We start from the raw sequence: 15,831 nt of genomic DNA on the forward strand, positions 1-15,831 counted from the left end.
ATTATAAAACTGAGGTACTTTGCTCTCGCATAGCCTGCCAGACCTGCAGTGCATTCACGGTCTCAGGTACATCGTGCGTACGCACAATCATCGCGCCACGCTCCACTGCCAAGATGGCTGCCGCAATACTCGGGATCAAACGCTCGCCCACCTCAAGATTGGTGACCTTGCCAAGCATGGACTTACGCGATAGGCCCGCTAAGACCGGGTAACCATGTTCAGTAAATACGTTCATTTGTGCCAATAATTGATAGTTATGCTCCAAGCTCTTACCAAAGCCAAATCCAGGATCAATGGCAATCCGTTGCGAGTCAACTCCTGCTTCTTCGATCACTGCCGCACGTTCTAATAGGAATGCTTGTACCTCTTGAACCACATGCTCGTAATTGGGATCAAATTGCATAGTTTGAGGATCACGCTGCATGTGCATCAACACAATGCCACATTGGCTTGACTTGATGGCATCGACTGCTCCCGCTTGTCGCAAGGCCCAAATATCATTGACGCAATCAACACCCATGGCGAGTGCTGCTTGCATGGTTTGGGGCTTGTAAGTATCAATCGAGAGAGCAACACCACACTCTTTGAGTGATTCGATGACTGGCAAAACGCGATCGAGCTCCTCTTGCAAACCAACGGGCTCGGCTCCTGGCCGGGTAGACTCTCCACCAATATCGATGATGTCAACGCCCGCAGCGAGCATTTTCTCGGCCTGAATGAGACCTGCATCGCGCTGATAAAACCGCCCACCGTCCGAGAAGGAATCCGGCGTGGCATTGAGAATACCCATTACCAATGGGCGTCGATGCTGATTGGCGGGGAACTCAAAAAGAAAACGCCCGCAGCGCCATGCCACGGGCGATGATGAATGCGGCATGCTTACGCGGTTGCGGGTGCGCTACCTGCTGCAGGACCCTGAGTACCACCACCACCCGCAGAGTTACCAAACGCAGTCGCGGTGACTGGCTTAGGTGGCTTCGGTGTGCGACCCGCCATGATGTCATTGATCTGCTCCGAGTCAATCGTCTCCCACTCTAAGAGGGCAGTAACCATGGCCTCCACCTTGTCACGGTTCTCTTCCAAAATCTTTTTGGCGAGTGCGTATTGACTATCAATCAAGGTGCGGATCTCCGCATCAACCTTTTGTTGGGTCAGCTCCGATACGGTCTTGCTGTTCATGCGACCGAACATGCTGTCTTGCTCGGTATCCACGTAGACCATGGTACCCAAGCTATCGCTCATGCCGTAACGGGTCACCATATCACGAGCCATTTTGGTGGCGCGCTCAAAGTCATTTGATGCACCAGTACTCATGGAGCCCAAGAACACCTCTTCAGCAGCACGGCCACCAAACAAGATGGCTAACTCTTCGAGCATGCGATCTTTGTATAAGTTCACACGATCAAACTCTGGCAGCTGCCAAGTTACACCAAGCGCCATACCGCGCGGCATGATGGTGACCTTGTGAACAGGATCGGCCTTTGGCAACATCTTTGCCACCACCGCATGACCCGACTCGTGATAAGCCGTATTGCGACGCTCTTCCTCACGCATCACGGCGGACTTACGCTCAGGACCCATATAGATCTTGTCTTTGGCATCCTCGAAGTCTTGCATATCCACCGCGCGCTTACTACGACGAGCTGCAAACAAAGCTGCTTCATTCACTAAGTTGGCCAAATCCGCACCCGAGAACCCTGGAGTACCACGAGCCAAGACCGCAGGATCAACGTCAGCATTAATCGGCACTTTGCGCATGTGCACGCGCAGAATTTGCTCACGACCCCGAATATCAGGTAAACCAACATGCACTTGGCGGTCAAAACGGCCAGGGCGTAGTAAAGCGCGATCCAGAACATCCGAACGGTTGGTCGCAGCAATTACGATTACACCGCTATTGGTCTCAAAGCCGTCCATCTCAACGAGCATTTGGTTTAAGGTTTGCTCGCGCTCATCATTACCGCCGCCCATGCCGGCACCACGATGACGGCCTACTGCGTCAATCTCATCGATAAAGATGATGCAAGGTGCATGCTTTTTAGCGTTCTCAAACATGTCGCGTACACGCGCAGCGCCCACGCCCACAAACATCTCAACGAAGTCGGAGCCCGAGATTGAGAAAAATGGTACTTTGGCCTCGCCAGCGATGGCACGGGCCAATAAGGTCTTACCGGTTCCAGGAGGACCAACTAAGAGCACGCCGTGTGGAATACGACCACCCAGCTTTTGGAACTTTTGGGGATCTTTGAGGAAGTCAACAATCTCAAATACTTCTTCTTTAGCTTCATCGCAACCCGCGACATCAGCAAAAGTTACTGAGTTACTGTTCTCATCAATGAGACGTGCTTTGGATTTACCAAAGGAGAATGCGCCACCCTTACCGCCACCTTGCATCTGACGCATCATGAAGAACCAAAAGCCGATGATTAATAAAGTAGGCCCTAGGTAATAGAGTGCAGAGACCAATAGATTGGGTTCGTCTTCGGTCTTGCCAGTAACCTGAACACCGTATTTCATGAGATCACCCACCATCCAGATATCGCCTGGGGAGATGATCGAGTATTTATTGCCATCAACTGGGGTGATTTGCAAGGTACGGCCTTGCACATCCACGCGCTTGATCTTGCCAGCTTTGGCATCATCCATAAATTGGGAATACGTGACCTGATCTTGAGTCCGTGGTTTATCAAACTGTTTAAACACAGTGAACAAAACCAAGCCCACGATGAGCCATACACCCACTTTTTGGAACATATTGTTATTCAAAATACACCTTTGCCGGATCAATCCGGGAGTTATCGGGGTTGAGAACCAAACCTCACCCTATGTATTTGATTCTACTCCCGTTGAAATTCAAGGGTTGGAGGACTAATTTATCCTAAAAATGCTGGGTTTTCTATGGTTTTTGGGCAATCTCTACCATTTACCCTACTTCAAATAGCGCCCTAGCAGAAAGGTTTCCGAGGATTTATCCCGTGAGGCCTTGGGTTTACGAGGGGCAACGGTCTTAAATACCCCCTTAAATGCCTCAACTATTTGACTATAGCCGCTCCCATGAAAGCACTTGATCAGAAGTGCCCCATCGGGCTTGAGATGCTCTTTGGCAAACTCCAAAGCGAGCTCCGCAAGATTAGCCATCCGCGCTGCATCGGCCACACCAACACCAGAGAGGTTAGGCGCCATATCGGATAGCACTAAATCAACTTTGCCATTCGCCTCTGGGGGTAAAGCAGCCTCGAGCGCTCGCAAGCCCTCCTCCTCCCGAAAATCACCCTCTATAAAGGTGACATCCGCCACGGGCTCCATCGGCAAGAGATCAATAGCGATGATGCAACCATCGGGCTTACCAGCTGTCTCGGGTGTGGGATGTTTGCGAAGCTTTACTAAGCGATTACGAATGTACTGACTCCAACTGCCCGGGGCACTTCCTAAATCAACCACAGTCATCCCAGCCTTGATGAGGTGATCTTGTTCATCGATCTCCGAGAGCTTATAGGCCGCGCGCGCACGATAACCCTCTTTCTGCGCGAGCTTGACGTAGGGATCATTGACATGATCGTGTAACCAATTTTTGTTGAACTTATTCTTTGCCACAAACGCTATTGTCCTTGTTTTGGGTTACACACTGCAAATCCTCTATGATGCAGGGATGACTGCTCTCCTACTAACACCAGCGCAACGCAAGGCGCACCGCGCTAAAGCCCATGCTCTTAACCCCGTCGTCATGATCGGTAACGAAGGACTCACTGCTGCCGTTCGCAAAGAAATTGATCGTGCCCTATCGAGCCATGGCCTGATTAAGATCCGCGTGCTAGGTGATGATCGCGATGCCCGCATTGCGATGTATGAATCGATTTGCGATGACCTGAATGCTGCCCCGATTCAGCACATTGGCAAACTGCTCGTGGTGTGGCGCCCCGTTGAATCCAAGCCTGAGAAAGTAGTTCCCAGTAAAAAAGTAGCACGCGCCTATCAAACCGCTCGCAGCAATCAGCGTGGCAGTGGCTCGCGTGTGGGCTTTAAAAAAGCAGCTGTGGCTAGCACCAGCAAACCAAAGCGCCGCAAGACTCGCTTAGCTAGTCCCAAAAAAGCGGCTTTGGGTTAAGCGCCAAACCAAGTAAATGCCCAAGAGGCTTTGTACCAAAAAAACACTGCTTGAGATACCGTGCAAAGTAGCAAATAAACTCGCAGAAGCTGAATACATCACTGGCATGCCTTGCAACAAGGCATCCTCGCGTAAGTTCTCCATCCAGGGCATAAGCACGAAGCTACCAAGCGCAGCACACACAAGCATCGCAAGCAAAATCCAACGAATCGCACGATAGGCTTGCAACCCACGACTTACCAAGAGGTTTGCTAAGACCAGCAGCGCCACGCAGAGCACCAGACTCACATATGCCTCTACCTGAAAGATCGCACCAGCCACCATACCGGCGACCTGACGATCGGTGAGCGTTGCAAAGAGCGTCGGTGCAACCAAGTAGCCAACAGTAATGAGGCTACCAACCCAAAGACTACTCACAAAGAGAAAAAGGCGTTGCGCAATTTGGTGCTGAGTAGATTGAGCTTGCATAATGCGTACTAGGTAACTAAGGTTGCTAGTTTAGCCAAGACCTCATCAATCACAGCCGCCGACACGGTCTCAACGCGTTTTGCTTTGCGAGCCGCGAGGTCTAGTGTGCGAGGTTGATCGCAGCGTGCAATACCAACAGTTTTAGCTCCAACCAGCTCAACTGCAAATCCTGCCACCCGCGCAAACTGACCTCCAGTGGAGATCGGTACAACGATTGGGGTCTTGGTTAATTGATTAAACGGTGCTGGTGACACTACCAATACTGGTCGATACCCTTTTTGCTCATGGCCAGCCGTTGGATCAAGAGATACCAAATAAATATCGCCTCGCTTCATTACAGAATCTCATTGCCGATCGGGGCGCTATCCAACCACTGCCGATCCTCGCTTGGCATTTTTGCTTTGGGATCGCATTGCGCTAATAAATCAGCGAGTTCGTACTTCCGCTTTGCGATGGGTCGAACGACCAATTGCCCGTCCTTTAGGGCGACATCAACGGTCGATCCGCAAGTGATCTGAAGTTCTTTCAGGAAAACCGGGGACACTGCCAGCATCACTGAGCCTCCAACCTTTCTTAAATTGGTATGCATACGCCCTCCGAATAAGTTATACCGAAGTATAACACATTCAGTAGGTTATTATATTTTTATATAACTAGATGTAACGAACTGAGAGGATCTCGACTTCTCGGGCGCCTGCGGGGGCTTGGACGGTCACCACATCACCCTCCTCTTTGCCAATTAAGGCGCGAGCAATGGGGGAGCTAATCGAGATCTTATTGGCAGCGATGTCGGCTTCATCATCGCCTACGATTTGGTAGCTCATTTTTTTACCGTCATCCAGATCTTCCAGTTCAACAGTGGCCCCAAAGACGACCCGACCTTCTGCTTCGAGTAATGCAGGATCAATAATTTGTGCAGCCGATAATTTGGTCTCAAGCTCTTTGATGCGACCCTCAATAAACGCTTGCTTCTCTTTGGCAGCATCGTACTCCGCGTTCTCAGAAAGATCGCCTTGGGCTCGCGCTTCAGAGATTGCATTAATCACTGCGGGACGATCGACATGCTTTAAGCGCGTGAGCTCTTCTTTCAAGAGCTCAGCGCCATGCTTGGTAATGGGAATAGTGTTTGTACTCATACTGCTCAACCTTAAAATCGATGAAGCTCGATTTTAGTCTAGCTAAGCGAAATGTGTAAATTCTGTAAGGAATACACCTCGAGCGAATCCTTCGCCCGCATCCCTTCCATTACCGCACGTGCCGCACTAATTGTGGTGTAGTAGGTCACACCATTGGCTTGTGCGGTAGTTCGGATCGAACGAGAGTCCGCAATTGCATTACGGGTTTCATCCACGGTTGTAAATACCAAGGTGATCTCACCATTTTTGATCATGTCGACAATGTGAGGACGACCCTCTTTGACCTTGTTCACAACCGATACCGGAATATTCGCTGCGGCAATGGCTGCGGCAGTCCCTTTGGTGGCGACCATCGGAAAGCCCATCTCATGCAAGAGCTTGGCAACCGCAACGGCGAGAGGCTTATCACTATCTTTAACGGTCAACACCACATTACCGCTCTTCGGTAATTTGATACCCGCCGCCAACTGTGATTTGAATAAAGCTTCACCAAAGGTCTTACCCACGCCCATCACCTCACCGGTGGAGCGCATCTCAGGACCCAGGATCGGATCAATGCCTGGGAACTTATTAAATGGGAACACCGCCTCTTTAACCGAGTAGTACGGAGGAATCACCTCTTCTGCGATACCCTGCTGATCGAGGCTCTGCCCCACCATGCAACGCGCTGCGATCTTTGCTAACTGTAAGCCAGTTGCTTTGGAGACATAGGGCACCGTACGTGATGCCCGTGGGTTAACCTCAAGAACAAAGATAGTGTCCTTGCCGTCGCTTTGCTGAATGGCAAATTGCACGTTCATTAAACCAACGACATTCAGACCCTTGGCCATCGCCGCAGTTTGGCGCTTAAGCTCAGCAATGGTCTCTTTCGATAAAGAGTATGGTGGTAATGAGCAGGCCGAATCACCCGAATGTACACCCGCTTGCTCAATGTGTTCCATGACCCCACCAATGAACACTCGAGCTCCATCGGAGATGCAATCCACATCACACTCAATCGCATCGTTTAAGAAGCGGTCTAATAATACCGGTGAGTCATTCGATACCTTGACGGCCTCGCGCATATATCGCTCAAGATCACGACCATCGTGCACGATCTCCATGGCTCGCCCACCTAACACATAAGAAGGACGAACCACTAAGGGATAACCAATCTCTTCGGCCAGCTTTAATGCTTCATCCTCAGCACGTGCAGTGCGATTGGGCGGCTGACGTAATTTGAGGTCATGAAGGAGTTTTTGGAAGCGCTCCCGATCCTCGGCAGCATCAATCATGTCAGGCGATGTGCCAATAATCGGCACACCATTTGCCTCAAGATCAAGGGCAAGCTTCAATGGGGTCTGACCACCATATTGCACAATCACACCCTTGGGCTTTTCCTTGGCGACAATCTCTAGTACGTCCTCTAAGGTCAGAGGCTCAAAGTACAGACGATCCGAGGTGTCATAGTCGGTTGATACGGTCTCGGGATTGCAGTTCACCATGATGGTCTCGTAACCATCATCGCGCATTGCCAGTGCCGCATGGACGCAGCAGTAATCAAACTCGATACCCTGGCCAATCCGGTTGGGCCCACCGCCGAGCACCATAATCTTTTCGCGCTGCGTGGGCTGAGACTCGCACTCGCCATGCTGTGCTTCGTAGGTGGAGTACATGTATGCCGTATTGGTTGCAAATTCGGCTGCACAAGTATCGACTCGCTTGTAGACTGGGAATACGCCATGACGATGACGCGCTTGACGCACCGCCGTCGCATCGGTCTTCAATAATTTGGCGAGACGACGATCTGAAAATCCTTTTTGCTTTAAGAACCGTACTTCTGCAGCGCTCAGGCTTGCCAAGGTATGCTCTTTAACGGCATTCTCAATCTCAACGAGCTCTTCAATTTGCTCCAAGAACCATGGGTCAATTTTGGTCTCTTCGTAAACCTCATCGATTCCCATGCCCATACGAAAGGCGTCAGCCACATACCAAATGCGATCCGGGCCAGGCTCACCGATCTCGGCAATGATGTCTTCAAGATCAGTGGATTTCTCATCGAGACCATCAACGCCCACTTCAAGACCGCGCAGGGCTTTTTGGAAGGACTCTTGGAAGGTGCGGCCAATCGCCATCACCTCGCCCACGGATTTCATTTGGGTGGTTAAGCGTGGATCCGCTTCACGGAACTTCTCAAAGGCAAAGCGTGGGATCTTGGTGACGACATAGTCAATGCTGGGCTCAAACGATGCCGGCGTGGCACCACCCGTAATATCGTTTTGTAACTCATCTAAGGTATAGCCCACGGCTAATTTGGCAGCGACCTTGGCAATGGGGAAGCCAGTGGCCTTCGATGCAAGAGCGGATGAGCGCGAGACCCGCGGGTTCATCTCAATCACGATCATGCGGCCATCAACTGGATTAATCGAGAACTGCACATTCGAGCCACCGGTATCTACGCCAATCTCACGCAAGACCGCGATCGAGGCATTGCGCATGATTTGATACTCTTTATCAGTGAGCGTTTGTGCGGGAGCTACCGTGATCGAATCCCCGGTATGAACGCCCATTGGGTCTAAGTTCTCAATCGAGCAAACAATGATGCAGTTATCAGCCCGATCGCGCACCACCTCCATCTCAAACTCTTTCCAGCCTAAGAGAGACTCTTCAATCAAAAGCTCCCGCGTTGGCGACAGATCAAGACCGCGTTTGCAAATCTCTTCAAACTCTTCGCGGTTGTATGCAATACCACCGCCCGATCCACCCATGGTGAACGAGGGGCGAATGACCACCGGGAATCCTGAGCTACCGGTCTCTGCTTGAATACGTTGCTGAACCGCGATCGCCTCGTCCATCGAATGCGCAATCCCAGACTTGGCTGAACCCAAACCAATTTTGGTCATCGCGTCTTTAAACTTCTGACGATCTTCGGCTTTATCAATTGCCTCAGGAGATGCACCAATCAACTCACAGTTGTATTTTTTGAGAACGCCATGACGATGCAAATCGAGAGCGCAGTTGAGTGCGGTCTGACCACCCATGGTGGGCAATATCGCATCGGGCTTCTCGGTGGCAATGATGCGTTCCACCACTTCCCAGGTAATCGGCTCGATGTAGGTGACATCGGCCATCTCCGGATCGGTCATGATCGTTGCTGGATTGCTGTTGACCAGAATGACTCGGTAGCCCTCTTCGCGCAGAGCTTTGCATGCTTGCGCACCTGAGTAATCAAACTCGCAAGCTTGGCCAATCACAATCGGACCAGCGCCAATGATCAAAATACTCTGAATGTCTGTACGCTTTGGCATTAGCGAGCTCCTTGGCCAGCGGCATTCATGAGGTGCATGAAGCGGTCAAATAAATAGGCAATGTCATGTGGGCCTGGGGAAGCCTCTGGGTGCCCCTGAAAACAAAATGCTGGCTTATCTTTCCAGGCTAGGCCCTGCAAAGATCCATCAAATAAGGAAATATGCGTCACCCGCAAATCATTTGGCAAGGTCTTTGCGTCGACTGCAAAGCCATGGTTTTGTGAGGTGATTGCCACCCGACCACTGTCTAGATCTTTGACAGGATGGTTTGCACCGTGGTGCCCAAACTTCATCTTTAAGGTCTTCGCGCCCGCAGCCAAGCCCATGATCTGATGACCTAAGCAAATACCAAAGGTTGGGATATTTTTACTAATGATGGTTTGAGCCGCACTAATCGCATAATCACAGGGCTCGGGGTCGCCAGGGCCGTTGGATAAAAATACGCCATCGGGCTTTAAGGCCAACACTTCAGCCACCGGGGTTTTGGCAGGCACGACTGCGAGCGCACAACCGCGCTCAGCCAGCATACGCAGAATATTGCGTTTCACACCAAAGTCATAGGCCACAACGCGCTTCGTTGGGTTCTTCATGATTCTGAATGCAGGCTTACCCTGCTCGCCATGCAACTGCCACTCACCTTCTTGCCACTCATAGGCTTTATCGGTGCTAACCACTTGCGCCAAATCGAGACCTGCCATTCCAGGAAATGCCTTAGCTAGGTTTAGAGCACGCTTGGCAAGCGCCTCTACATCATCGCCGATCTTCCCAGCCACGATGGCGCCCGATTGAGCGCCGCGGTCACGCAATAAACGCGTGAGCTTGCGGGTATCAATACCGGCGATACCAGGGACCTTAGCAGCACGCAAGTAATGATCGAGACTATCTTCGGCTCGAAAGTTCGAGACACGTGCAGAGAGATCTTTAATGATGAGGCCGGCAGCGTAGATTTGTGCTGACTCAGCGTCTTGGGCATTAACGCCCACATTGCCGATGTGCGGATAGGTTAAGGTAACAAGCTGACGCGCGTAACTGGGATCAGTGATGATTTCTTGATAACCCGTTAATGCGGTATTAAAAACAACTTCACCACTGGTCTCGCCAGGAGCGCCGATACTTTGACCAGAAAAAATGGATCCATCAGCAAGTGCTAAAACAGCGGGGGGAAAGGAAGGAAGCAAGGGCGACAAACAATCTCCAATACCCTGTTGCCGTCCAACACTTTTTGCCCCAAAAGACAAACCCGAGGCGAAATTGCGGGGAGGTAAGTGTCTTTAAGCGCTAGGGCAAATTATTAGTTACTGATAACGTAATGATACCAGTTCTCTGCCCCTCACCCTGCCTTCACGCAAAACGGTTTACTTTGCCAAGCTACTTTCCAATCACCTGTTTAATCTGCGCCAGAACCGATTGATCTTCCATCGTGCTGATATCCCCAGGATCGCGCCCCTCCGCAACGGCTTGCAATGCGCGGCGCACAATCTTGCCCGAACGCGTCTTTGGTAATGCACTCACCAAGTAGACCCGTGCTGGTCGCGCGACCGCTCCTAATTGAGAGTCGACGGTTTTCATGACCTCCGCCTCCATGGTCTCGGTTTTGCTTGGATCTTTTGCAATCACAAAGCCAATTGCTACCTGACCCTTGAGTTGATCTTCCACACCAACAACTGCCACTTCGGCGACATTAGCGTGACTTGAGATACTCTCCTCGATCTCGCGAGTTCCTAATCGATGTCCAGCGACGTTAATCACATCATCGGTACGACCCAAGATGAAAAAGTAACCATCCTTATCTTTAATCGCCCAATCAAAAGTGGAATACACCATCTTGCCAGGCACGGTCTCCCAATAGGTTTTAATAAACCGTTGATCATCGCCCCAGACGGTTTGCATACATCCCGGTGGCAATGGCCCTTCAATCGCAACTACGCCCTTTTGATCCGAACCCAACTCAGCACCGGTTGCTTCATCAAGCAGTTTCATGTTGTAGCCATAGACCGGTACACCGGGCGAGCCAAATTTATGTGGCATGACCTCCACACCTCGTTGAATCGCCAAGATTGGCCAACCGGTCTCGGTCTGCCAGTAGTTATCAACCACCGGCTTCTTCAGCGCATCATGAATCCATGATGCCGTTGGTTCATCGAGTGGCTCACCGGCCAAGAACAATGTCCGCAGCGTCGATAAGTTGTATTTACTGAGGAAGGCGGGGTCCTGTTTCTTGAGTACTCGCACCGCCGTGGGGGCAGAGAACATCACCGATACCTTGTATTTCTCAACCAAGCTCCACCAAATACCCGCATCAGGGCGCAAGGGCGTACCCTCGTACATGATGGTGGCCATGCCGTTAATGAGTGGGCCATAAATAATGTAGCTATGCCCCACCACCCAACCAATATCGGAGGTGGTAAACATCGTCTCACCCGGATTGCCACCAAAGATCAGACGCATTGAGCTTGCGAGTGCAACGGCATAACCACCCGTATCACGCTGTACCCCCTTGGGTTTGCCAGTAGTGCCCGAGGTGTACAAAATATAGGATGGATGCGTTGCATCGACCCACTCGACGGGAACCTTGGTATTGAGATGCTTCTCACGCTCAGTGGCGTAATCCAAATCACGATTGGCCACGGTCGTGAACTCTGAGAGGCCGCGGTTCACAATCAGAACCTTCTCAGGCTTAGCAGTTGATAGCGTAATCGCCTCGTCGAGGAGTGGCTTATAGGGCACGGCCTTGCCACCGCGCATTCCGGCCTCAGCAGTAATAATCATTTTGGGCTTTGCATCATCGATGCGTGAAGCCAAACTATGCGATGCAAATCCACCAAACACGACTGAATGAATCGCACCGATGCGGGTACAGGCGAGCATTGCAAAACAGGCCTGCGCAATCATTGGCATGTAGATCAAAACACGATCGCCCTTCTTCACGCCGTTGGCTTGCAAGATCGCAGCCATACGATTGACCTCATCGTGCAGCTCTGCAAATGTGTAGGCGTGCTCCTGATTGGTTTCGGTCGAGACTGCAACCAGTGCGATTTGGTTGGCGCGATCCTTCAAATGCCGATCTACGGCGTTATGGCACAGATTGGTTTGCCCACCGACAAACCACTTCGCAAAGGGTGGATTGGAATAATCAAGGACTTGTGAAAACGGCTGATGCCAATCAACTAATTTAGCCTGCTCGGACCAAAATGATTTTGGATCCCGAATGGAGTTCTCATGAAACGATTTGTAGCCAACACTCATCCTGCATTCCCTTCACAGCAAAATAATCAATGGCCAGGAATTAAGGAGCCGTTTTTACACTGGCACTTACTCCAGAGCCGGAGGTAGTACCAGTTTTCGCTGATTTTGTGGTGTTTGTCGATGGGGATTTTTGCTGAGTACTTGCGGTCTTAGGGTTGGCGGCCTTTTTGGGGGCCGATTTGCTTGCAGTGCTTGCCTGAGCCGGCTTACTGGTCTTGGGTTTAGGCGGGACTGCCCTGTCGAGCTTCAACTGCCCATGCTCGGCCAAATACTCAGAAATATCCGACTGTTTTCCTGGGGGTTTGGGGATCAGAACGGTTGATCCCGCCCGGATCCGCATGCCACGGGGGATGTTATTGACATCCCGAATCGTTTCCGGATTTAAAGCCAGACGAGTTGCCAATTGCTCAGGGGTCTCACTCTTGGTGACCTTGAGTGCAGTCCAAGACGATAAGGGTTTGGTGTAGCTTGCCAGGTTCATTTGAAAGAGCTCGGCACGCGCAAAAGGTAAGAGCATTTGCTGATCGGTTGCGGCCAAGATCACGGGTTTATTAAATGCCGGATTGAGATTACGAAAATCCTCTAAAGACATTTCGGCTAATTGGGCAGCAACATCGACATCAATATCGCGGGTCACATCAATCGCTACAAAATAAGGGTGGTTCTCAAGCTCCGGTAACACGATGTTGTATGCAGCTGGGTTTTGCACAATGTTTTTGTAGGCCATCAACTTAGGCACATACTCACGGGTCTCGCGTGGCATCGTGAGGCTCTGGTAATCCGTGGGCTTACGCTGGGCTTGATTGCGCTTAATCGCACGGGCCACATTCCCCTCACCCCAGTTATAGGCAGCGAGGGCGAGCTGCCAATCACCAAATTGTTTATACAGGCGCTGAAGATAATCGAGAGCGGCGTTCGTGGATTGCAAGACATCACGTCGCTCATCCCGGAAAACATTCTGGGTTAACTTAAAGTCCTGACCGGTTCTGGGCATGAACTGCCAGATCCCCATGGCTTTGGCGGTCGACTTGGCTTCAGGATTGAAGGCGCTCTCAACAAATGGCAAGAGTGCGATCTCGGTGGGCATATTGCGACGATTAACTTCTTCAACAATGTAGAAGAGATAGCGAGACGAGCGTGCCATCGAACGATTGACATAATCTGGACGCTTAACCAGCCATTGGGTTTGCTGCTCGACCAAGGGGCTATCGAGCTCGGGTAATTGAAAGCCCTGCCGAATCTGGATCCAAAGATCATTCGAAGGTGCCATGATGCTGCTCACCGATTGCTTACTAAGATCCACACGCGGCGCTTTGGCTGCCCGCGGGTCACGCCTTGAATCAGTGCTTGAGGACCACTCGGGCGAAGTACTGGCGCAGCCACTCAACACCAGAACAGCTGCGCTGGCAATTAGTAGGAGTGAACGGCGCATCATCTTAGAAGCGATCCTTCCAGGCCCGCACGACCGCCAAAACCTCGGCGGAACTTTTGAGGTCTTGCCCAATTTGTGCACGCGCAGCGGCAATGACTGGGGCTTGATCGCAGCGCATGAATGGATTAACCCGCTTCTCATGGGCAATCGTCGTGGGTACCGTGGGTTGATTGCGCTGACGTAAGGCATCGGCGGTTTGCGACCACTCGATTAGATCTGAATTATCTGGCTCGACCGCGAGTGCAAACCGAATATTGGATAAGGTGTACTCGTGGGTGCAGTACACCAGCGTATCAGGAGGTAAGGCCAAGAACTTGGCCAGTGAGCTCGACATTTGAGTGGGGGTGCCTTCAAAGAGCCGTCCACAACCGGAAGCAAAGAGTGTGTCGCCGCAAAACAATTTTGAGGTTTGTCCAGCGTTATCCTCGCTGCGTGCCACGTAAGCAATGTGACCCAAGGTATGTCCAGGGACTTCTAGGACGTTTAATTGAATGGGCGGCTCATCAAAGCGGACGGTATCACCCTCAAAGAGTGCGTGACTGCGCAAGGCAATATCCTCAGCCGCGGGGCCATACACTGGGACTGAGAGACCCCCTTGACTTGCCCACGCGAGGATCTCTGGTAATCCTCCAATATGGTCAGCGTGGTAATGAGTGATTAGAATTCCGGTAAGACGTAAGTTCTGCTGAGTTAAATAATCAATCGCTGGCTTTGCTTCACCAGGGTCAACCAAAATAGCCGACTGTTGATCGTGTATGCACCAGATGTAGTTGTCAGTAAAGGCGGGTATGGGCCACACTTGCAATAAGGAATTTGTAACCACGGCAACACCTTAGGACACAAGATAATCCTTCTATGATACCAATGACCCCGCTAAACGTGCAGACCAACACTCCGCCCGAGAGTTCGTGGGAGACTTGGCTGCAATCGCCTCCGGGACAATACATCCTCAAATCCGAGCAAGAGCTCTTTAATCAAGCGGTCGTCGATGTGTTTGGCTATTACGCTTTGCAAATTGGTTTACCGCAAATCAATACCCTCGCAGAAAATCGTATTTCACTCAAATTGATGTTACTTCCCCACGGGATTGCAAAAGCCGATGGTGATCTGCCCTATCAACCGATTGAAGGGATCCCGGAAGAATTACCATTTGCCGATCAATCCATCGATTTAGTGGTGCTGCCGCATGTCTTGGAGTTTGCCCAAGATCCGCACCAAATTCTGCGCGAGGTCGATCGTGTCTTAATACCCGAAGGTCGAGTCGTGATCTCTGGATTTAATCCAGCGAGCCTCTGGGGCTTGCGGCAATATGCAGGACGATTAATCGGTAAAAACTATTTACCGCGTGAGGGTCAGTTCTTAAGTTTGCTGCGTGTTAAGGATTGGTTGAAGTTACTCGACTACTCTCTCGATCGTGGTCACTTTGCCTGCTATCGCCTGCCACTGCGCAAAGAGAAAAATATCGCCCGCATGGCTTTCCTTGAAAAAATGGGTAATCGCTGGTGGCCGATCTTTGGCTCGGTCTTTTTAATCTCGGCAATTAAGCGCCATCCGGGCACCCGTTTGGTAGGACGCGTTCCCAAACAAGCCTTACAAGCGCTCCCACAACTCAACCCAGCTGCTCAGCAAACTTCCCATCGGGTGACTGAAGAGGTATAAAGAGCGCATGAGTAAACCCCATATTACGATCTACACCGATGGTGCTTGCAAAGGCAATCCCGGTCCTGGTGGCTGGGGTGTGGTGCTGCGATCAGGCGCGCATGAGAAACACTTGCATGGGGGAGCCCATGACACCACCAATAATCGGATGGAAATTAGTGCGGTGATCCACGCACTCAAGGCGCTTAAGCAAGCCAGCGTGGTGGACCTCTATACCGACTCCCAATACGTCCAAAAAGGAGTGAGTGAGTGGCTCGCCGGATGGAAGGCTCGGGGGTGGAGGACGGCTGATAAATCCCCGGTCAAGAATGTCGATCTTTGGCAGGAGCTCGACGCCCTTTTACCCCTACATGAGATTCAGTGGCACTGGGTCCGCGGCCATAACGGCCATCCTGGGAACGAACTGGCCGATCAACTCGCCAATCAAGGTGTGGAAGCCTATTTATCCAATAACTGATCTGCACCCCACCTAGGCTTATGAGAGAATGCTTTAACTCT

The 15,831-nt window shown here is 51.2% G+C and carries 15 protein-coding genes; 3 read left to right on the forward strand and 12 right to left on the reverse strand.

Features of this window, described 5'->3' with window-relative positions; all coding sequences use genetic code 11:
- Position 1 precedes the first annotated feature (1 nt).
- The 3 genes from folP to QUE60_RS05865 form a co-directional block, all read right to left on the reverse strand.
- On the reverse strand, positions 2-877 hold the full coding sequence (gene folP, locus QUE60_RS05855; RefSeq protein ID WP_286226394.1) for a dihydropteroate synthase: 876 nt from the start codon (positions 875-877) through the stop codon (positions 2-4).
- Between the two features lie 2 nt (positions 878-879).
- Positions 880-2,766: an ATP-dependent zinc metalloprotease FtsH gene (gene ftsH / locus QUE60_RS05860; protein WP_108508702.1), complete on the reverse strand. Its 1,887-nt coding sequence runs from the start codon at positions 2,764-2,766 to the stop codon at positions 880-882.
- A 162-nt stretch (positions 2,767-2,928) separates the two neighbouring features.
- Complete coding sequence (locus QUE60_RS05865; protein WP_286223172.1) at positions 2,929-3,594, reverse strand: RlmE family RNA methyltransferase; 666 nt, start codon at positions 3,592-3,594, stop codon at positions 2,929-2,931.
- 55 nt (positions 3,595-3,649) lie between these two features.
- On the opposite strand from QUE60_RS05865, the gene QUE60_RS05870 reads away from it, so the two are divergent.
- Complete coding sequence (locus tag QUE60_RS05870; protein ID WP_286226395.1) at positions 3,650-4,105, forward strand: YhbY family RNA-binding protein; 456 nt, start codon at positions 3,650-3,652, stop codon at positions 4,103-4,105.
- On the opposite strand, the gene QUE60_RS05875 is transcribed toward QUE60_RS05870, so the two are convergent.
- The 9 genes from QUE60_RS05875 to gloB all read right to left on the reverse strand — a co-directional run bounded on the left by QUE60_RS05875 (position 4,073) and on the right by gloB (position 14,497).
- A complete protein-coding gene (locus tag QUE60_RS05875) occupies positions 4,073-4,573 on the reverse strand; it encodes a DUF4149 domain-containing protein (RefSeq protein WP_286224963.1) in 501 nt (166 codons plus the stop codon). The genes QUE60_RS05870 and QUE60_RS05875 overlap by 33 nt on opposite strands.
- Before the next feature lie 8 nt (positions 4,574-4,581).
- Positions 4,582-4,908, reverse strand: a complete 327-nt coding sequence (locus tag QUE60_RS05880) for a type II toxin-antitoxin system PemK/MazF family toxin (protein ID WP_286226396.1) — start codon at positions 4,906-4,908, stop codon at positions 4,582-4,584.
- The gene (locus tag QUE60_RS05885; protein ID WP_286223176.1) at positions 4,908-5,162 is read right to left on the reverse strand and encodes an AbrB/MazE/SpoVT family DNA-binding domain-containing protein; all 255 of its coding nucleotides are present in this window, start codon (positions 5,160-5,162) and stop codon (positions 4,908-4,910) included. The genes QUE60_RS05880 and QUE60_RS05885 overlap by 1 nt, the downstream gene beginning before the upstream one ends.
- Before the next feature lie 64 nt (positions 5,163-5,226).
- On the reverse strand, positions 5,227-5,709 hold the full coding sequence (gene greA, locus QUE60_RS05890; protein ID WP_108508707.1) for a transcription elongation factor GreA: 483 nt from the start codon (positions 5,707-5,709) through the stop codon (positions 5,227-5,229).
- A 38-nt stretch (positions 5,710-5,747) separates the two neighbouring features.
- The gene (carB, locus tag QUE60_RS05895) at positions 5,748-8,996 is read right to left on the reverse strand and encodes a carbamoyl-phosphate synthase large subunit (RefSeq protein WP_286226397.1); all 3,249 of its coding nucleotides are present in this window, start codon (positions 8,994-8,996) and stop codon (positions 5,748-5,750) included.
- Positions 8,996-10,174 carry a glutamine-hydrolyzing carbamoyl-phosphate synthase small subunit gene (gene carA, locus QUE60_RS05900; protein ID WP_286226398.1) on the reverse strand — a complete coding sequence of 393 codons (1,179 nt, stop codon included), beginning with the start codon at positions 10,172-10,174 and terminating at the stop codon, positions 8,996-8,998. Before carA ends, carB begins: the two co-directional genes overlap by 1 nt.
- Positions 10,175-10,364: 190 nt before the next feature.
- Positions 10,365-12,242, reverse strand: a complete 1,878-nt coding sequence (locus QUE60_RS05905; RefSeq protein ID WP_286226399.1) for a propionate--CoA ligase — start codon at positions 12,240-12,242, stop codon at positions 10,365-10,367.
- A 40-nt stretch (positions 12,243-12,282) separates the two neighbouring features.
- Positions 12,283-13,677, reverse strand: coding sequence for a transglycosylase SLT domain-containing protein (locus QUE60_RS05910; RefSeq protein WP_353506031.1), 1,395 nt, complete (start codon positions 13,675-13,677; stop codon positions 12,283-12,285).
- A 1-nt stretch (position 13,678) separates the two neighbouring features.
- Complete coding sequence (gene gloB / locus QUE60_RS05915; RefSeq protein WP_286226400.1) at positions 13,679-14,497, reverse strand: hydroxyacylglutathione hydrolase; 819 nt, start codon at positions 14,495-14,497, stop codon at positions 13,679-13,681.
- A gap of 41 nt (positions 14,498-14,538) precedes the next feature.
- Here gloB and QUE60_RS05920 point away from each other — a divergent pair, with 41 nt between their 5' ends.
- Both QUE60_RS05920 and rnhA read left to right on the forward strand, forming a co-directional pair.
- Positions 14,539-15,333, forward strand: coding sequence for a class I SAM-dependent methyltransferase (locus tag QUE60_RS05920; protein ID WP_286226401.1), 795 nt, complete (start codon positions 14,539-14,541; stop codon positions 15,331-15,333).
- A gap of 7 nt (positions 15,334-15,340) precedes the next feature.
- A complete protein-coding gene (gene rnhA / locus QUE60_RS05925; RefSeq protein WP_286226402.1) occupies positions 15,341-15,790 on the forward strand; it encodes a ribonuclease HI in 450 nt (149 codons plus the stop codon).
- Positions 15,791-15,831 lie beyond the last annotated feature (41 nt).

This window comes from Polynucleobacter sp. HIN11 (assembly GCF_030297675.1).
GTDB lineage: Bacteria > Pseudomonadota > Gammaproteobacteria > Burkholderiales > Burkholderiaceae > Polynucleobacter.